The 16,192-nt window shown below is 49.4% G+C and carries 12 protein-coding genes; all 12 read left to right on the top strand.

The features are described from left to right. Positions 1-324: 324 nt before the first annotated feature. Positions 325-2,115: an L-fucose isomerase gene (locus tag PAEAM_RS10575; protein WP_100527460.1), complete on the top strand. Its 1,791-nt coding sequence runs from the start codon at positions 325-327 to the stop codon at positions 2,113-2,115. A 124-nt stretch (positions 2,116-2,239) separates the two neighbouring features. Next, complete coding sequence (locus tag PAEAM_RS10580) at positions 2,240-3,730, top strand: rhamnulokinase (RefSeq protein ID WP_100527461.1); 1,491 nt, start codon at positions 2,240-2,242, stop codon at positions 3,728-3,730. 70 nt (positions 3,731-3,800) lie between these two features. Further along, positions 3,801-4,463 carry a class II aldolase/adducin family protein gene (locus PAEAM_RS10585; protein ID WP_100527462.1) on the top strand — a complete coding sequence of 221 codons (663 nt, stop codon included), beginning with the start codon at positions 3,801-3,803 and terminating at the stop codon, positions 4,461-4,463. 281 nt (positions 4,464-4,744) lie between these two features. After that, positions 4,745-5,482: an FCD domain-containing protein gene (locus tag PAEAM_RS10590; protein ID WP_240768039.1), complete on the top strand. Its 738-nt coding sequence runs from the start codon at positions 4,745-4,747 to the stop codon at positions 5,480-5,482. A gap of 41 nt (positions 5,483-5,523) precedes the next feature. Beyond that, entirely contained in the window at positions 5,524-7,572 is a 2,049-nt protein-coding gene (locus PAEAM_RS10595; RefSeq protein ID WP_100527463.1) for a hydantoinase/oxoprolinase family protein, read from the top strand. Continuing rightward, positions 7,569-9,542, top strand: coding sequence for a hydantoinase B/oxoprolinase family protein (locus PAEAM_RS10600; RefSeq protein ID WP_100527464.1), 1,974 nt, complete (start codon positions 7,569-7,571; stop codon positions 9,540-9,542). Before PAEAM_RS10595 ends, PAEAM_RS10600 begins: the two co-directional genes overlap by 4 nt. A 68-nt stretch (positions 9,543-9,610) precedes the next feature. Then, the gene (locus tag PAEAM_RS10605; RefSeq protein ID WP_100527465.1) at positions 9,611-10,747 is read left to right on the top strand and encodes an ABC transporter substrate-binding protein; all 1,137 of its coding nucleotides are present in this window, start codon (positions 9,611-9,613) and stop codon (positions 10,745-10,747) included. Between the two features lie 72 nt (positions 10,748-10,819). After that, positions 10,820-11,950, top strand: coding sequence for an ABC transporter ATP-binding protein (locus tag PAEAM_RS10610; RefSeq protein ID WP_076250384.1), 1,131 nt, complete (start codon positions 10,820-10,822; stop codon positions 11,948-11,950). Then, positions 11,947-12,864, top strand: coding sequence for an ABC transporter permease (locus PAEAM_RS10615; RefSeq protein WP_100527466.1), 918 nt, complete (start codon positions 11,947-11,949; stop codon positions 12,862-12,864). The genes PAEAM_RS10610 and PAEAM_RS10615 overlap by 4 nt, the downstream gene beginning before the upstream one ends. Continuing rightward, positions 12,857-13,702, top strand: coding sequence for an ABC transporter permease (locus tag PAEAM_RS10620; RefSeq protein ID WP_100527467.1), 846 nt, complete (start codon positions 12,857-12,859; stop codon positions 13,700-13,702). Before PAEAM_RS10615 ends, PAEAM_RS10620 begins: the two co-directional genes overlap by 8 nt. Further along, a complete protein-coding gene (locus PAEAM_RS10625) occupies positions 13,695-14,912 on the top strand; it encodes a M24 family metallopeptidase (protein WP_100527468.1) in 1,218 nt (405 codons plus the stop codon). Before PAEAM_RS10620 ends, PAEAM_RS10625 begins: the two co-directional genes overlap by 8 nt. A gap of 82 nt (positions 14,913-14,994) precedes the next feature. Beyond that, positions 14,995-16,182, top strand: a complete 1,188-nt coding sequence (locus PAEAM_RS10630; protein WP_100527469.1) for an MFS transporter — start codon at positions 14,995-14,997, stop codon at positions 16,180-16,182. Positions 16,183-16,192: the final 10 nt, after the last annotated feature.

Below are 16,192 nucleotides of genomic sequence, written 5' to 3' on the forward strand. Positions count from 1 at the left end.
TACCGATAACCCTAAAGGGTTCTGAACGTCTTTACTACATAAACCATTTCGTTGAATTCGCTCATGCACGTTCCATTTTCTTGAATAGAGGAACTACATACATAGCTAATTAATGAAATGGTTTATTGTTATTTTTTAAATATGTAAACGTATTCAAACTAAAATAAGGCTCTTGGTAATCTGTGTATGCAGCTCTTGCGTGCCACCCGGGTATCGGTTGTATTTCCGTCATTATCTTATTCCAATCACTGCACATGGATCAGACAGAAGGCTACTCAATTCAACCCAAATTCTATGAAACGAATTGAAGGAGGACATTCCAGTATGACACATCAGGATTATCGTTATAAACAGGCTTTCCCCAAGATTGGTATTCGTCCCACGATTGATGGAAGACGCAAAGGTGTTCGGGAGTCACTGGAAGAACAAACGATGCGGATGGCGACATCTGTTGCCGAGTTGCTTGCAGCAGAACTACGTTATCCTGACGGGTCCGCAGTGGAGTGTGTTGTGGCTGAGACCTGTATTGGCGGGGTGGCCGAGGCGGCCGCAGCATCAGAATTGTTCAGCCGTTCGAACGTTGGCGTAACAATCACCGTGACACCATGCTGGTGTTATGGTACGGAAACGATGGATATGTCACCATCCATTCCTACAGCCATCTGGGGTTTTAACGGAACTGAACGTCCGGGTGCTGTATATCTGGCGGCAGTTCTCTCTGCCCATGCACAGAAGGGGATTCCGGCCTTTGGGATCTATGGAGAGGATGTGCAGGACGGCGGAGATACAACGATTCCCGAGGATGTGCGTGAGAAATTGCTCCGGTTCAGCCGTGCGGGACTTGCAGCCGCGACCTTGAAAGGGCAAGCCTATCTGTCTATTGGATCAGTATCCATGGGGATTGCAGGCTCAATTGTGAACGATTCATTTTTCCAGGAGTATCTGGGCATGCGTAATGAATACGTGGATATGAGTGAACTCACTCGTCGTATCGAAGAAGAAATCTACGACCCCGAGGAGTATAAGCTCGCACTGGCCTGGGTGAAGGAGAATTGTAGCGAAGGTCCGGACAACAACGCTGCCCATCTGCAAACGGATCGCAAACGCAAAGAGTACGAATGGGAAACCGTTGTGAAAATGACCCAAATTGTGCGTGACTTGATGGCGGGCAACCCAAGATTGGCTCAGCTTGGTTTCACAGAGGAATCGATGGGCCACCACGCGATTGTATCCGGCTTCCAGGGACAACGGCAGTGGACAGATCATTCACCTAACGGAGATTTTCTGGAGTCGATATTAAACTCTTCCTTTGACTGGAATGGCAAACGTGCGCCTTATCTGGTTGCAACGGAGAATGACAGCCTGAATGGCGTGTCCATGTTGTTCGGTTCGCTGCTGACACATACGGCACAGATCTTTGCTGATGTGCGTACGTATTGGAGTCCGGATTCAGTACAACGTGTGACGGGACACCAGTTGGAAGGAAATGCAAAGGATGGCATCCTGCATCTGATCAACTCTGGTTCGGCAGCCTTGGATGGCACTGGGCAACAGTCCAGAGATGGTAAGCCTGTACTCAAGCCATTCTGGGAAATTACAGATGAGGAAGTTCAGGACTGCCTGAAAGCAACATCGTGGAGACCGGCATCCGTAGAGTATTTCCGCGGGGGCGGCTATTCAGCGGATTTCCTGACCAAAGGCGGCATGCCTGTAACGATGACACGTCTGAATCTGGTCAAAGGACTGGGACCAGTGCTGCAAATCGCTCAGGGTTACACGGTCGATCTGCCTGAAGATGTACATGATACGCTGGATCAGCGGACAGATCCAACCTGGCCATCCACCTGGTTTGCACCTGTTCTAACTGGAGCGGGAGCTTTTACTTCCGTATACGAGGTCATGAATCAATGGGGAGCGAACCATGGCTCCATCTCATACGGACATATTGGTGCAGATCTGATTACGCTCGCTTCCATGCTTCGCATTCCGGTAAATATGCATAATGTACCTGAAACGGAAATTTTCCGTCCGCGTGCATGGGGATTGTTCGGCACAAGTGAGCCGGAGAGTGCAGACTACCGTGCTTGCAGTGTGTTTGGCCCGTTGTATCGTTAAAATAAAGTTCCATTCCTGTCAAACGCCATGTTCCTTGTGAGATGAGGTAACATGGCTTTCTCTTGAAAGCTGTGCTCAGAACTCGAATACGGCTTATCGCGAAGAGTTAAGGAGGCTTGAAAGAATGGGCAATCAAGCAACACATGTGCTTGCTGCCGATTACGGCGCCGGTAGTGGACGCGTAGTCCGTGGTTCTTTTGACGGAAATAGACTCTCGTTACAAGAAGTGCATCGATTCAACAACGAACCCGTGCAGCTGGGGGACGGATTGTATTGGGATTTCTTGCGACTTTTTCATGAATTAAAACAAGGCATTGTGAAAGGGACGCAAGGCATCTCTCCATCGGTCCGTTCTATAGCTGTGGATACGTGGGGAGTGGACTATGGACTGGTGGATGGTGCGGGAAGGTTGTGCTCGAACCCACGTCACTATCGGGAAGCACGCAACGCACAGTGGATGGAAGAAGTTCTGCACATGGTGAAAGATGAAGAACTGTATGCCATGTCCGGCGTTTTGCCGCAGCAGATCAATACAGTATTTCAACTACTAGGCAGTGTACGAGAGCAGGCCGAAGGTTTGCGTACGGATGTGCGCATGTTATTTATGCCGGATTTATTTCACTATTATCTATCTGGTCAGCAGGCTTGTGAGTATACGATTGCAAGTACCAGCGGGCTGTTGCATGCAGGCGAGGCGCGTTGGAATGAACATCTGATCGGGCGTCTCGGTATACCGGAAACATTATTTCCAAAACTCGTTCAACCGGGTACCGTGCTGGGCGATCTAACAAATGAGTTGTGCGCCGAGTTACGGACTGGACCGATGCAGGTAGTCTCTGTGGGCTCACATGATACGGCATCTGCCTTGGCAGCGATTCCTGCAATGGATTCGGATTTTGCTTTTATCAGCTGTGGTACCTGGTCTCTTATGGGGGTGGAGCGTGATACACCTGTATTGGATAACCGAAGTCGTGCATTAGGATTCACCAATGAAGGGACGGTAAGTGGAAAAGTACGCACCTTGAAAAATCGTTCAGGCTTGTGGTTGCTACAGGAATGCAAACGACAGTGGGAGCGGGAGAATCAACCTTTTACACATGAAGAACTGATTCAATTGGCTACCTTGGCAACGCCGCATCAAAGTTATGTATCGCCGGGAGATGGCGTGTATTTGGCGCCAGGAAATATGTCTGAACGAATACGGCAACAATGCAGTCTCACCGGACAGACTGTGCCTGAAACGACTGGAGCGATTGTGCGCTGCATTCTGGAAAGTCTTGCATTGGAATTCAGACAGACGCTGGATGAATTGCAGTTGATTACAGGTATAAGACCTCGTGTCATTCATATGGTTGGCGGCGGTGTGCACAATCGACTATTGTGCCAGTTTACAGCCAATGCAGCCGGTGTCCCGGTGGTGGCAGGCCCGGCAGAGGCGACTTCAGCCGGGAATTGCATGCTGCAATTCCTTGCGCATGGAGAAGTGAGTAGCTTGGCCGAGGTACGGGAGGTCATGGCTGCTTCCTTTTCCCCCGAGACCTATGAGCCTGAGGATACAGAGCTGTGGCAGGAAGCTTATGAAAACTACCAAAGTCTGAATCAAATCAAAAGGTAATGAACAGATTCAATGCAATGAGCATTGACGCAAAATGCTAAAAAGAAAAGTATGAGGAGTGGTGAGCAACATGTCTGAACAGCAAGTAAGGGAAGAGTTAACGAAGTATGCACGTAGAGCAGTTGCCCAAGGGTTGGTGGTAGGACCCGGTGGGAATCTGAGCGCTCGCTCTGGGGGAACGATGTTGTTGTCTCCTAGTGGTTATGCACTTGAGGATCTGGAGCCTGACGAATGGATCGCTATTGATATCGAGACAGGGGCGACTAGCGCGGGAGCAACACGCCCTTCTTCCGAAGTATTGATGCATCTGTACAGTTATCGTGTGAGTCCTGATATCCAAGCCATTGTGCATACGCACCCGGCATATACGATCGCACTTAGTCTCGTTTTCGATGAATTGCCACACTTGTTCCCTGATCAGTCCGCCTTGGTAGGTGATATCGGATTTGTTCCATACGTTCTGCCAACGACGAAGCTTCTTGCCGATGCAGTCTCAGCAAAGGTAGAAGAACATACGGCACTCATTCTCGTCAATCACGGATTGGTTACGACCGGTAAAAACCTCCGCGAAGCCTATTACCGCACCCAAGTGGTGGAAGAAAGCGCGAAGGTATATATGATCGCCAAAGCAGCCGGGGAACCCCAAGTGCTTACTGCCGAAGAATATAAGGAAATTCAATCGCTTGAAAGTGAAGCCTACCGTGTGCAGTTACTGCAACAACTCAAGTCCTGATACCTGATTTGAGTATTAATGATTACATTCGTGATCTTAAAAGATTGCTACGTTAAGGGCAGATTGCATCCTCCAGATAAACGCTGGAATAAAGGATGTGAAATGCTCTTTTTTAATTTTAATTTTGAATTGAAAAGGTGCACAGTATAGCTGAGGGAATAATTCGCACTATTTTGATGAGAATTGTTGAAATTGTGATGTCTGCAAGGTATACTAACGTTAATCATCAGTGAGTAACAACTACGAAGAAGATTAAAAAAACAATTAAGTAACTAAGAGGGGTGAAATCAGTGGGTCCTGAGCTAAACGAAATGGAGTTGGAATACGAACTGCTAAAGCAGCTTCGAGACGCTAATGCTCCCATCGGGGCCAGTACGTTGGTTCATACTTTGGGCAAAACGTATGGTCTGAGTCAGGCAACCATCGGAAGAAGACTTATGGAGATGGATGTTGAAGGTTTTACAGTTCTGGAAGGTCGCAAGGGAAGAACTTTGACCGAACAGGGTCTGGATCGAATGAAGACGTTGGAAAAAGATTTGCAGCAACAAAGCGTGAACTCACAGTTAATTCAGATGCTGAACCATTCTGGGGAAAAGGCTCTGTTGGATGTTCTCGTTGCCAGAAGGGCACTTGAGCGGGAGATCGCTTCCTTGGCAGCACAACGTGCCTCGAAAGAATACATAGTACTGTTGCAAGCATCTATTGCCAACCAGCATGAATTGCTTTCCAAGAATATTATACCATATGAGGAGGACCGGGAGTTCCACAGATTGCTGGCTTATGCTGCGCAAAACCAAATTCTTCTGCACGCGGTTGAACTGGTATGGGAAACAAGCCGCGATTTTCTGGAAACAGCGTATATTCGCCGGAGAGTAGGAAGTGAATTAGTTGTAGATCATCAGCAGATTCTGGATGCTATTGTAGCGGGCTCTCCGGAGCAGGCTGAAGCGGCAATGGTGAATCATATCAACCAAATGATCGATGATGTCAAACGTTATTTCGCCATGCAAAACCAATAACATTCCTTAGAAACAGACCCGGTGATAAAGGAGTTGAGCTTGTGGACACAAACTACCGTCTAGGCATAGATATCGGAGGTACTTTCACGGATGCGCTGGTGATGGACCATCAGGGCAGGGTGATTGCGGCGCTGAAGACGCCATCGATTGCAGTAGCTCCGGAACAGGCGATTTTTAACGCACTTGATCAGTTGAAGGCGAGTGGCGTGAATATTCATGAGATTGATCTGTTTGTGCATGGAACAACGCTTGGTGTCAACACGTTGATTGAGCGAAATGGCGCAGTTACAGGTCTGCTGGTCACTAAAGGATTCCGTGACATTCTTGAAATCCGCCGGTTGCGACTTGAGGATACAACCAATCTGTATGGTGACAAGACCGATGCGCTGGTACCGAGACATCGCGTTAAGGAAGTCGATGAACGGGTCATTGCGAGTGGGGGCATACTCCAGCCACTGAATGAGGAACAACTGTTGCAAGCGGTGGATGAGCTGGTGGAGGATGGCGTTACCGCTTTGGCGATTAGCTTTTTACATGCTTATGTGAATCCCGCTCATGAGCAGCTTGCGGAAGATCTGATCAGGGAACGTTATCCGCAACTGTTCATCTGCCGAAGCAGCGCCATCTGGCCACAACAGCGTGAGTTCGAACGAACACTCGCAACGGCCATGAACGCTTATGTAGGTGAACGGATGGGGTCTTACTTCCTGCGTCTGCAAGAAGGGATTCAGGCATACGGCCTCAAAGCCAACTTGCTGTCGACCATGTCCAACGGTGGAATTATGACGGCTGCCAGAGCGGCTAATGAGCCGGTACGTACGCTTCTGTCCGGGCCTGCTTCCGGTGTAATCGCCGCGACGCATATTGCTGAACGAGCGGGCATTCATCAGGTCATCACATTTGACATGGGTGGGACAAGTGTTGACGTTGCCCTCATTGACAAAGAACCGAGTTATTCTTCTGAGAACAAGGTTGGAGATTTTCCTGTCATCATTCCCGCTGTTGATGTAACAGCGATTGGGGCTGGTGGTGGTTCAATTGCTTGGCTTGATTCCGTAGGCGTACTCAAGGTTGGACCGCGCAGCGCGGGAGCCAATCCCGGTCCGGCATGTTATCAGCGCGGGGGAGAAGAGCCGACAACCACAGATGCCTATCTACAGCTCGGTATCCTGCATGCTGACCATTTCCTTGGCGGACAAATGCGCCTGTATCCCGAACTTGCAGAGCGTACTCTGGGCAATCTGGGAGAGAAGCTTGGACTGAATGCCGAACAGACTGCGCAAGCCATTCTTGATGTGGCAACCGCCAATATGTATGCCCAGTTTTCTCCCCTCATGGCTCGCAAGGGTGTTGATCCCCGCGATTTTACGTTGCTCGCATATGGTGGAGCCGGCCCGATGCATGCTTTTCTGATGGCACGTGAGGTAGGTATCGGCAGAGTGCTGATCCCGCCATCTCCGGGAACACTGTGTGCCATGGGCTGCACGGTTGCCAATCTCCGCAATGATTTCGTTCATACGTTACACAAAAGCACTCAGACTCTGGAGTCTGGTGAATTAAGCTCTCTTTTTGCTGAATTGGAAAACCTGGGACGTAGCTGGGTAGATGAGGAAGCCCGTGGTGGTGTCAAGCTGGACAATATTTATTGCCTGTACAGTGCGGATATGCGATATGAGGGACAGGCCTTTGATCTTGAGGTCACGCTGACATTGGAAGAAATTCAAGATCCCAAGAAGGCAGGGATTAAATTCCATACATCTTACCAAAACGTATTTGGCATTAGTCAGCCAGAGGCAGAGGTAATGTTTGTAAGTCTCAGAGCAACCATTGTTGGTGTTTTACCTACCCATAACACGGTAGATCCGGCAAATTTGCCATTTGATGAGAGTGCAGCGGAAGAAAGGCTCATCACTTTTGACCATGTACAGCAGATTGCCAAGGTACTGAAAAGGGGACAAATTCCATCGGTGGATGCTCCCATCCCCGGGCCCATTATTGTGGAGGAATATGATACAACGATCTTTATCCCGCCTGGATATAAGGTATACCGGGATGTCCACGGGAACGTGATTGGGGAGGTGGAAGCATGATCGGCGACAAGGTCTTTCTTGAGATTTTTAACAACCGGATTCAAGCTGCCGTGGAAGAAATGGCAAATGTTGTTCTGCGTACAGGATTCACCGCTTTTGTCAAAGAAACTGGCGATTTTGGAACCTACCTCTTATCTCCATCCGGGGAAACGTTTGGGTCACCGCTGGAGACGGGTTACAACCTGTCCCTGGGCATCCCTGCTGCTGCGACCATTAACAGTGTAGAAGACTGGAAAGAAGGGGATCTCGTCATATGTAATGATCCTTATTCCACTAAAGGCATGGTCACACACCTTCCAGACATTCATCTCATCAAGCCTTATTTTCACGAAGGGCGAATCATCGCTTACGGCATGTGCTTTGTTCATTCATCCGATGTGGGCGGCAAGGTACCGGGGAGCGTATCTCCCAGCGCCTACGATATTCATATGGAAGGCATTCGAATTGCACCAGTCAAACTGTATGAAGCTGGTGTTCTGAACGAGCAGATCCTGCGCATGTTTCTGGACAACAGCCGAATTCCGGAGCAAAATCTCGGTGATCTCAAAGCGCTTATGGCTGCATTGAATCGGGGAGAGCAACGGCTTGAGGAACTCATTGCACGATATGGCGTGGGAAAAATCCAGCAGGGCATCGAACATTTGCTGGAATATGCCGAGCTGAAGGCACGTGTTATCGTGCAAGATATCCCGGACGGTTCCTATGACTTCTGGGACTATCTGGAGAAAGGACCAGGGGGATATCCTATTCGGTTGCGTTGCAAGATGACGATTGCAGGTAGTGACATTCATCTGGACTTTAGCGGCACCGATCCTCAGGTCAGGGCTTCATTCAACATTCCTACCCACAACCAACAGGGCCATTACATGCTGGTGCCCGCACTCATTCGTTATTTCCGTACGCTCGATCCGACCATTCCTTGGAATTCGGGCATGATTCGTATGGTTCGAAATTACGCGCCGCCTGCTTCCGTACTAAACCCGGAGCCGATGGCAGCAGTTGGGGCACGTGCTGCGACCTTTATCCGGCTGATGGACGTTATCACGGGAGCACTAGGGAAAGCTCAGGGCAGTATGGTTCCCGCGGCAGGAGCTGGACAAGCCTGCATTGTCATGATGGCGATGACAGATGCATCCGATGGCAAGAAAAAGGTGGGCGTAATTCAGCCGATCTGCGGAGGTTCGGGAGCTAGGCCGATGAAAGACGGCATTGATGGCATGGATTTTGCGGTCGGTCATCTTCGGAATATTCCTGCGGAAACGGTGGAATCCGAGATGCCTGTGTTGATTGAGCATTATGGTCTTCGTGCTGACTCGGCGGGTGCAGGAACCTTCCGTGGCGGAAGCGGGATTGACCTGTGCGTCAGAATTCTAACACCGGATACCGTGATGACGGCCAGAAACATGGAGCGTATGGAGTTCCAGCCCTGGGGCAGGCTCGGTGGTGGCGTAGGTTCACATGGAGAAGCGATTCTTAATGCTGGACGTGCAAGTGAGCATCATCTGGGAAGAATTGATGAGCTGTTGCTTCAACCTGGAGAAACGGTTACGTTCCTGTCGCAAGGCGGAGGCGGATATGGTGATCCACTTGAACGTGAACCACGCGTAGTTCTGGAGGATGTAAGAAGTGGGCTGGTATCCCCGGAGAAAGCTCTTGAGTTATATGGTGTTGTGATTGACGGCCTGGAGCTGAACGAGAGCGATACCGAACAAATGCGAGCCAAGCGACCACGGCAGCAGGAGGAATTCGCCTTTGGCAAGGCGCGGGAGCAATTTGAAGACATATGGAGCGATGAGATGCAGGTAACACTGAATCAGGCCTTGCTGAATGCTCCGCTTGCACTAAGAGACTACCTGAAGCGTCAGACCATGGGCGTTGTAGAGGAGAAGTATAAGGATTCCCTATCTGTAGATCCACGGGAGATATCCGACATTATGGAAGGTTTACGCCAGCAAATAGGATTGCATTGATCAAGTGTATGGAGACTATCTAGTTCTGTCTTATCGGTAAAACCAACTACATGGATGGGGGAATTTGCATGTTCAAATCCAACAAAAAACGCTTTCTCAGCCTCGCCTCTCTGACACTGGCCGGTACATTGGTGCTTTCCGCCTGCGGTGGAGCAGGCAGCTCAAGTAATACTGCCGGAGAGAGCGACTCTTCAGGAGCAAGCGGAGACAAAGTTAAGCTGACGATGTTTATCTGGGCTGGCTCCAATCAGGATGTCGTTCCGAAAGAAGTGGTTGCCGAGTATGTGAAAGAACATCCCAACGTTGAAGTCACCTTTGAGGAATCCTCCAATTCGGTAATGTACCCCAAGATGGTCGCAGGCAAGCAGGCTGATGCCAACAATCCGATTGTTAACTTCGGTTACTTCAATGCAGATGCGACGGCAAAAGGCTTGAATGATGACATGTGGGAGCCACTGGATACCAGCATCGTGACCAATATTAAGGATATTCCCGAGTCCTTCCACAAGCCAGACAATAAAGGTGTGGTCTGGGGCGTTTCGAGCTTCGCCCTGGTATATAACAAAGATCTGGTGAAAACGCCACCTACCAGCTGGAACGATCTATGGGATAACGAGGAGTTCAAAGGAAAAACTGCGCTCTGGGACTACATGTTCTATTCCTATATCTCCCCACTTATTGCTACCAAAGGTCAAGAGATTGGCGCATCCTATGAAAATCCCGAGCCAGCCTTCCAGTTCTGGGCAGATCGCAGTGACCAGATTGGCACATTGGTTTCATCCAATGATCAGCTGAAGGCACTGCTGGAGTCAGGTGATGCGCTCATTGCCCCATTCAGTGCACAGGTTGCACAGACATGGATTGATGGTGGTTCTCCACTTGCCGTAGCGTATCCGAGTGAAGGTGCCATCTCCTTCCCGTACACACTTCAGGTAGTGAAGGGCTCAACACCTGAGCAAGCACGTGTTGCAAATGAAATTATTAACGAGTTGTTGAGCGCCGAGGCGCTGTCACAATATGCAGAAGCAACGGGTACGCCGGTAACCAGTACGACAGCTGCAGTTCCGGACAAGTACAAGGATGATCCTTCATTCTCCGTGGAAACGCAAAGTAATGGTATTAATCCAGACTGGGATGTGCTTGCACAGAACAGCTCTTCCTGGAAAGAACTATGGGACCGTCTCGTGAAAACAAAACTTCAATAAAAGGATTGTTGCCAGGCACACAATAATTCCGGGTTCTGCTCTGAACCTGGAATGGATGGGAGGGAATCAGAGATGAGTAGCGGACAAGAGACCATATCCATTGAAACAAGGGAAGTCACGAAGACTTATGGTAAGCGAGCCGCCGTTGATCAAGTAACACTCCAAGTGAAAAAGGGGGAATTCGTTTCCTTGCTTGGTCCGAGTGGCTGTGGCAAAACAACACTGCTTCGCATGCTTGGCGGACTTGAGCAGCCGGATCAGGGCACCATTATGCTGGGAGGTCGGGATGTTACTGGCATCCCGGCTTATGGACGCAATAGCAATATGATTTTTCAGCAGCTTGCGCTGTTCCCTCATATGGATGTATTCAACAACATTGCCTATGGCCTAAAGGTGAAGAAGTTACCAAAAGTCGATATCCAACGGCAGGTAGGTGAAATGCTTGATCTGGTCCAGCTCGGAGACTATGGCAGGCGTGCTGTATCCGAGCTGTCCGGGGGTCAGGCACAACGCGTCGCCATTGCTCGCGCACTGATCAACAGACCCGAAGTGCTACTGCTTGATGAACCTCTCTCTGCATTGGACATGCAGCTGCGTCTCGATATGCAGCGTGAACTGAAACGCATCCAGCGTGAATTCGGCGGAACGTTTATCTTTGTAACGCATGATCAGAGCGAAGCCATGAATATGTCTGACCGAATTGGCGTTATGCGCGATGGAAGGCTGCTGCAATACGCAACCCCTGATGAAATCTATGAAAGACCGACCGATAGTTTCGTGGCCAAGTTTATTGGAGATACCAATCTCTTTGAGACGGAATTACTGGGACATGATGTGAATGGAATTCGGGTGGAATGCTTCGGCAAGCCATTGCTGGTGAAAGTCAGTGATGGCAATGCTGTACCGAAAGCGGGAGCACGACATTCCTTATCAATCCGCAATGAGTATATTCGACTTGGAGAAGATGCAACTCATTGCCTGAACAAGCTGGATGGACACGTGATTGAAGCGGTGTATGGCGGAGCAAATATTCGATACAGTGTGCAGATTGCTGAAGGTTTTCTGGTTCAGGCCAGTGTGCTGCATCAGCGGGGAGCTTCACGTTATAGTCCAGGTGAGCCAATACAAATTGGCTTTGATCCAGAGGACGCGCTCTTGTTATCCGAACCCATTGATGACCGTGTACAGGGGGCAAGAATATGAACCGGATCGCGGAACGGATCGTGAATCTGTATTCCTTTGGAAACCGCACATGGGTAACCCGGTTGCTGCTTCTGTTGCCTGCGCTTGCTCTGATGGGCATCGTGTATCTGGGCGGGTTGCTGATCTTTGGCAGATATAGCTTTGATATGTATGAGAATGGAAAGCTTATTCGGGGCTGGGATTGGGGGGCCTATCGTGCGTTTCTGTCTGATCCTTACTATTGGAAGCTGATTGGCACAACGTTTCGCATTGCCTTCAAGGTTACGCTATGGAGTCTTCTACTTGCCTATCCACTGGCGTATTGCATAGCGGGTCTAAAGAAGCCTGGCATGAAGCAATTGTTGCTGCTGCTCACGTTTCTTCCGCTACTGGTCAGCGCGGTTGTGCGTTCTTACGGATGGCAGCTGTTACTGTCCAAACAGGGTTTCATGAACTGGCTGTTCATCCGGTTGGGGCTTACCGAGGAAGGGTTCAGCATGATATACAACGAGACAGGTGTTATTGTGGCCCTTGTCCATATTTTCCTGCCATTTATGGTCTTTCCGATCCTGAATGTACTGTCCCAAAGTGACGCTTCCTTAAAGGCAGCTGCTCAGGATCTGGGGGCGGGCAGCTGGAGAACATTCCTGACCATTACCCTGCCTTTATCGGCAAGAGGTATTGCAAGCGGGGTGCAGATTGTGTTTACGCTATGTCTCACCGCATTCACCACACCTCAGCTGATCGGCGGGGGAAGAGTCATGACACTTCCGGTATTTATATATCAGCGAACCTTGGACACGAACTGGCCGATGGCTGCGGTTGCCAGCCTGTTCTTGCTTGTGTCTTCCATTGTCGTCTCGTTGCTTGTGAATAAAGGAGCAGAAATGCTGATGTTCCGTCGTTCCCGTAAGGGAGGTCAGGCGTATGGTTAAGTCGAACAGGGGCACCAAGCTGTTACTCTACATCTTTGTGGGCGCCGTAGCGATTTATTTGCTGCTGCCACTGCTGATGATTATGTTGACATCTGTAGGCTCAGGTTCAGCCAGCAAATTTCCCCCGGAAGGTCTCACCTTGAAATGGTATGCCAATCTGAGTGAGCAGACCCAGTTTCTCGATGCATTCAAGAACAGCCTTATTGCTTCTACAGGGGCGGTTCTGCTGGCTTTGATTACAGGTACGCTTGCTGCGCTAGCAATCGTGCAATACCCTTTCCCGGGCTCGGGTATCTTAAGGGCATTTTTTGTATCTCCGATGGTTATGCCAAAAATTACGCTAGGTATTGCATACCTGATTTTATTCTCCAAAATGCATATTGCAGGTGGATTGTTTGCACTTATGTTGGGTGAAGCGGTCATTGTACTTCCATTTGTGCTCACTATTGTGGGCAGTGCGTTAGCCAATCTGCACCCGGCTCATCGGGAAGCTGCCGCGGACCTTGGTGCAGGGCCGATGCGTATTTTTTTCACGATTACACTTCCACGGCTCCGACTATCCCTGCTTCTGTCAGGGTCAATCGCTTTTGTCTTCACTTTTGATCAGGTCGAGGCTGCACTGTTGCTGCTCCGTCAGGACAGCTACACGTTGCCAATACAGCTATTCCTGTATATGGAGAAATGGCAGGACCCAACGATAGCCGTGGTATCTGTTGTTTTGATCGCGTTTGCGCTGGCTCTGTTTATGACGATTAAACTAGTTTTGCGCTCTGTACCAGGACTTGAAAGTTTGTTTGGTCGCAGGAAAACAAAAGGAGGTCTGGATCAAAATGAATAATTCACAGCATCTATCCCATAGCTCAGGTCTGAACCGGGACCGGGCGGAAGAAGTGATGAAAACTCAAGGGCTAAGCGCCCTGATCGCAACAACTCCAGAGAACATTCAGTATGTCATCGGGTCCCAGCTACGTGCAAGCAACTGGACCATGCAGATTTATGCGGTTTTACCTGCCGACAGATCTGCAAAGTCTTGTATCGTCATTCCAACGAATCGGTTAGGCGTTGTAGCTCAGTTCGGTATTACGGGGGTAGATATATTTGCCTACAGTGATTTCTTTGTGGAAGGTTCAATTGAAGGCAAACCTTCCACTGACGACATTGATCTCTTTTATTCTCTTCTGCAAACGACGGTTATTCATCCGGGTCCTGTTGAAGCACTCAAGGCTGCATTAAAACAGCTTGAGATCGAAGATCAGCCGATTGGAATCGATGAGATGCGGATCGCTCCCGATATTCTGGCTAGAATCAAGGAGGAGGTTCCTGACAGACCGGTAATTCCTGCATATAAGCTGTTCCGAGAAATCCGTTTGGTCAAGACACCTTTTGAAATTGAGCAACTGCGTCAGGCTGCCCAATTAAATGAACGGATTGAACAGGAACTAATTGACCTGATTGCTGCAGGTGTTCATGAGAAGCAACTTGCCGATCATTATCGTCTGGCTGTGATGAGAGCAGGTGGAACTCCGGCAATGACAGCGGTAGGGGCAGGGCCACGTAGTGCGTTGCCACTCATCGAAAATTATTTTCATACGATTGAGACCGGAGATCAGATCCGTTTCGATCTTTGCCTACAGCTGGAAGGATACTGGGGAGATACGGGCCGCACGGTTGTTGCAGGGGAGCCTACCGCCTGGATGAAAAAACATTTTGCTGCGGTCAAAAGTGGATGGGAGACGGCACTTGAAACGGTGCGCCCTGGCGTCAAGGCGTCGGAAGTATTCCATGCGGCAGTATCTCGCGTACAGCGTGAAGGGATTCCACATTACCGACGTCAGCATGTCGGACATGCCATCGGGTTGGAACTGTACGACGATATAACCCTCTCCCCTGGGGACCAGCGTATACTGGAGCCCGGTATGGTGTTATGTGTTGAGGTACCGTATTACGAGCTAGGTGCTGGTGGATTCCAAATCGAAGATACAATTGTTGTAACGCCAGATGGTTATGAGTTTTTAACCCATATGGAGCGGAAATTGTTCACTAAATAACGATAGATGGAAGGCTTCGCTGACCGGCGATCAGACCACAGTCGATCCAAGAAGCTTTCTTACTGGGAAAGTTGGAACATCCATGATTCAGCAGGGAACTAAGACGTTTCGTAACATTAGCCTTGCACTGTTCGCCGGAGGTTTTGTCACTTTTGCTTTGCTCTACAGCCTCCAGCCCCTGATGCCTGAGATTAGCAACGCATTCTCCATTACGCCGGCACACGCCAGTCTTACGTTATCCGTTACAACGATCGCCATGGCACTGACGATGCTGTTCATCGGGTCCTTGTCTGATTCTGTGGGCCGACGCTTTATAATGACAGCTGCACTGGTGATATCTTCTGTTATTGCTTTGCTCAGCGCATTCAGCCCGGGATATACGGAGCTTCTTCTGCTTCGTATTCTCCAGGGTGTGGCACTCGCGGGGTTGCCAGCGATAGCCATGACATATTTGTCAGAAGAAATTGAACCTAGAAGTCTTGGTTATGCTATGGGCCTATATATCAGTGGCAATTCGATAGGTGGCATGGCCGGCCGTTTCTTCAGCGGTGTGGTGACAGATTGGTTCAGTTGGCGCGCTGCTGTGGGTTTCATTGGTATTCTTGGACTGTGTGCAGCCGTTATTTTTTGGCTTGTTATCCCGCCATCCCGTCATTTTGTCAAAGCTGCACCCGGATTCAAAAATCCAATACCTCTTTTGTGGTCACAATGTCGCAATCCGAGGCTATTATGCCTGTATGGACTCGGTTTTCTCCTGATGGGGGGATTTGTGACCCTTTTCAACTATATCGGTTTTGAATTAACGGGTGAACCCTATCATCTGAGCCAGTCTATCGTTGGAAGTCTTTTTGTGGTATATCTGATGGGCACGGTAAGCAGCACCTGGATGGGCAGGCTGGCAGATCGGTATGGCAGGTCACATGTGCTTGGAATCGCGCTGGGAATTATTCTGGCTGGTGCAGTCTGTACCGTTCATCCAGCGCTTTGGGTCAAAATTATCGGACTCGCCCTGTTTGCCTTTGGTTTCTTTGGCGGTCATTCCATCGCAAGCAGCTGGGTTGGACTTGTGGCTATTCAGCACAAATCCCAGGCTAATGCGTTGTATTTATTTTTCTACTATCTTGGTTCAAGCGTAAGTGGAACAGGAGGTGGACTGCTTTACAGTCATTTTGGATGGATAGGCATTGTGGGGATGATCGGTGTGTATGTTTTGATCGGTTTTGTCTTGTGTAATTTGCTTGTTCACAGGTTGAAGGGACAGGCTACATAAATCAACTTTT

Source organism: Paenibacillus sp. GM1FR, from assembly GCF_002803315.1.
In the GTDB taxonomy this organism is placed as follows: domain Bacteria; phylum Bacillota; class Bacilli; order Paenibacillales; family Paenibacillaceae; genus Paenibacillus; species Paenibacillus amylolyticus.

Coding starts and splice junctions, on each gene's coding strand:
- PAEAM_RS10575 (WP_100527460.1), top strand. CDS start 325: ATGACACATCAGGATTATCGTTATAAACAGGCTTTCCCCAAGATTGGT.
- PAEAM_RS10610 (WP_076250384.1), top strand. CDS start 10,820: ATGAGTAGCGGACAAGAGACCATATCCATTGAAACAAGGGAAGTCACG.
- PAEAM_RS10580 (WP_100527461.1), top strand. CDS start 2,240: ATGGGCAATCAAGCAACACATGTGCTTGCTGCCGATTACGGCGCCGGT.
- PAEAM_RS10585 (WP_100527462.1), top strand. CDS start 3,801: ATGTCTGAACAGCAAGTAAGGGAAGAGTTAACGAAGTATGCACGTAGA.
- PAEAM_RS10605 (WP_100527465.1), top strand. CDS start 9,611: ATGTTCAAATCCAACAAAAAACGCTTTCTCAGCCTCGCCTCTCTGACA.
- PAEAM_RS10625 (WP_100527468.1), top strand. CDS start 13,695: ATGAATAATTCACAGCATCTATCCCATAGCTCAGGTCTGAACCGGGAC.
- PAEAM_RS10600 (WP_100527464.1), top strand. CDS start 7,569: ATGATCGGCGACAAGGTCTTTCTTGAGATTTTTAACAACCGGATTCAA.
- PAEAM_RS10615 (WP_100527466.1), top strand. CDS start 11,947: ATGAACCGGATCGCGGAACGGATCGTGAATCTGTATTCCTTTGGAAAC.
- PAEAM_RS10620 (WP_100527467.1), top strand. CDS start 12,857: ATGGTTAAGTCGAACAGGGGCACCAAGCTGTTACTCTACATCTTTGTG.
- PAEAM_RS10630 (WP_100527469.1), top strand. CDS start 14,995: ATGATTCAGCAGGGAACTAAGACGTTTCGTAACATTAGCCTTGCACTG.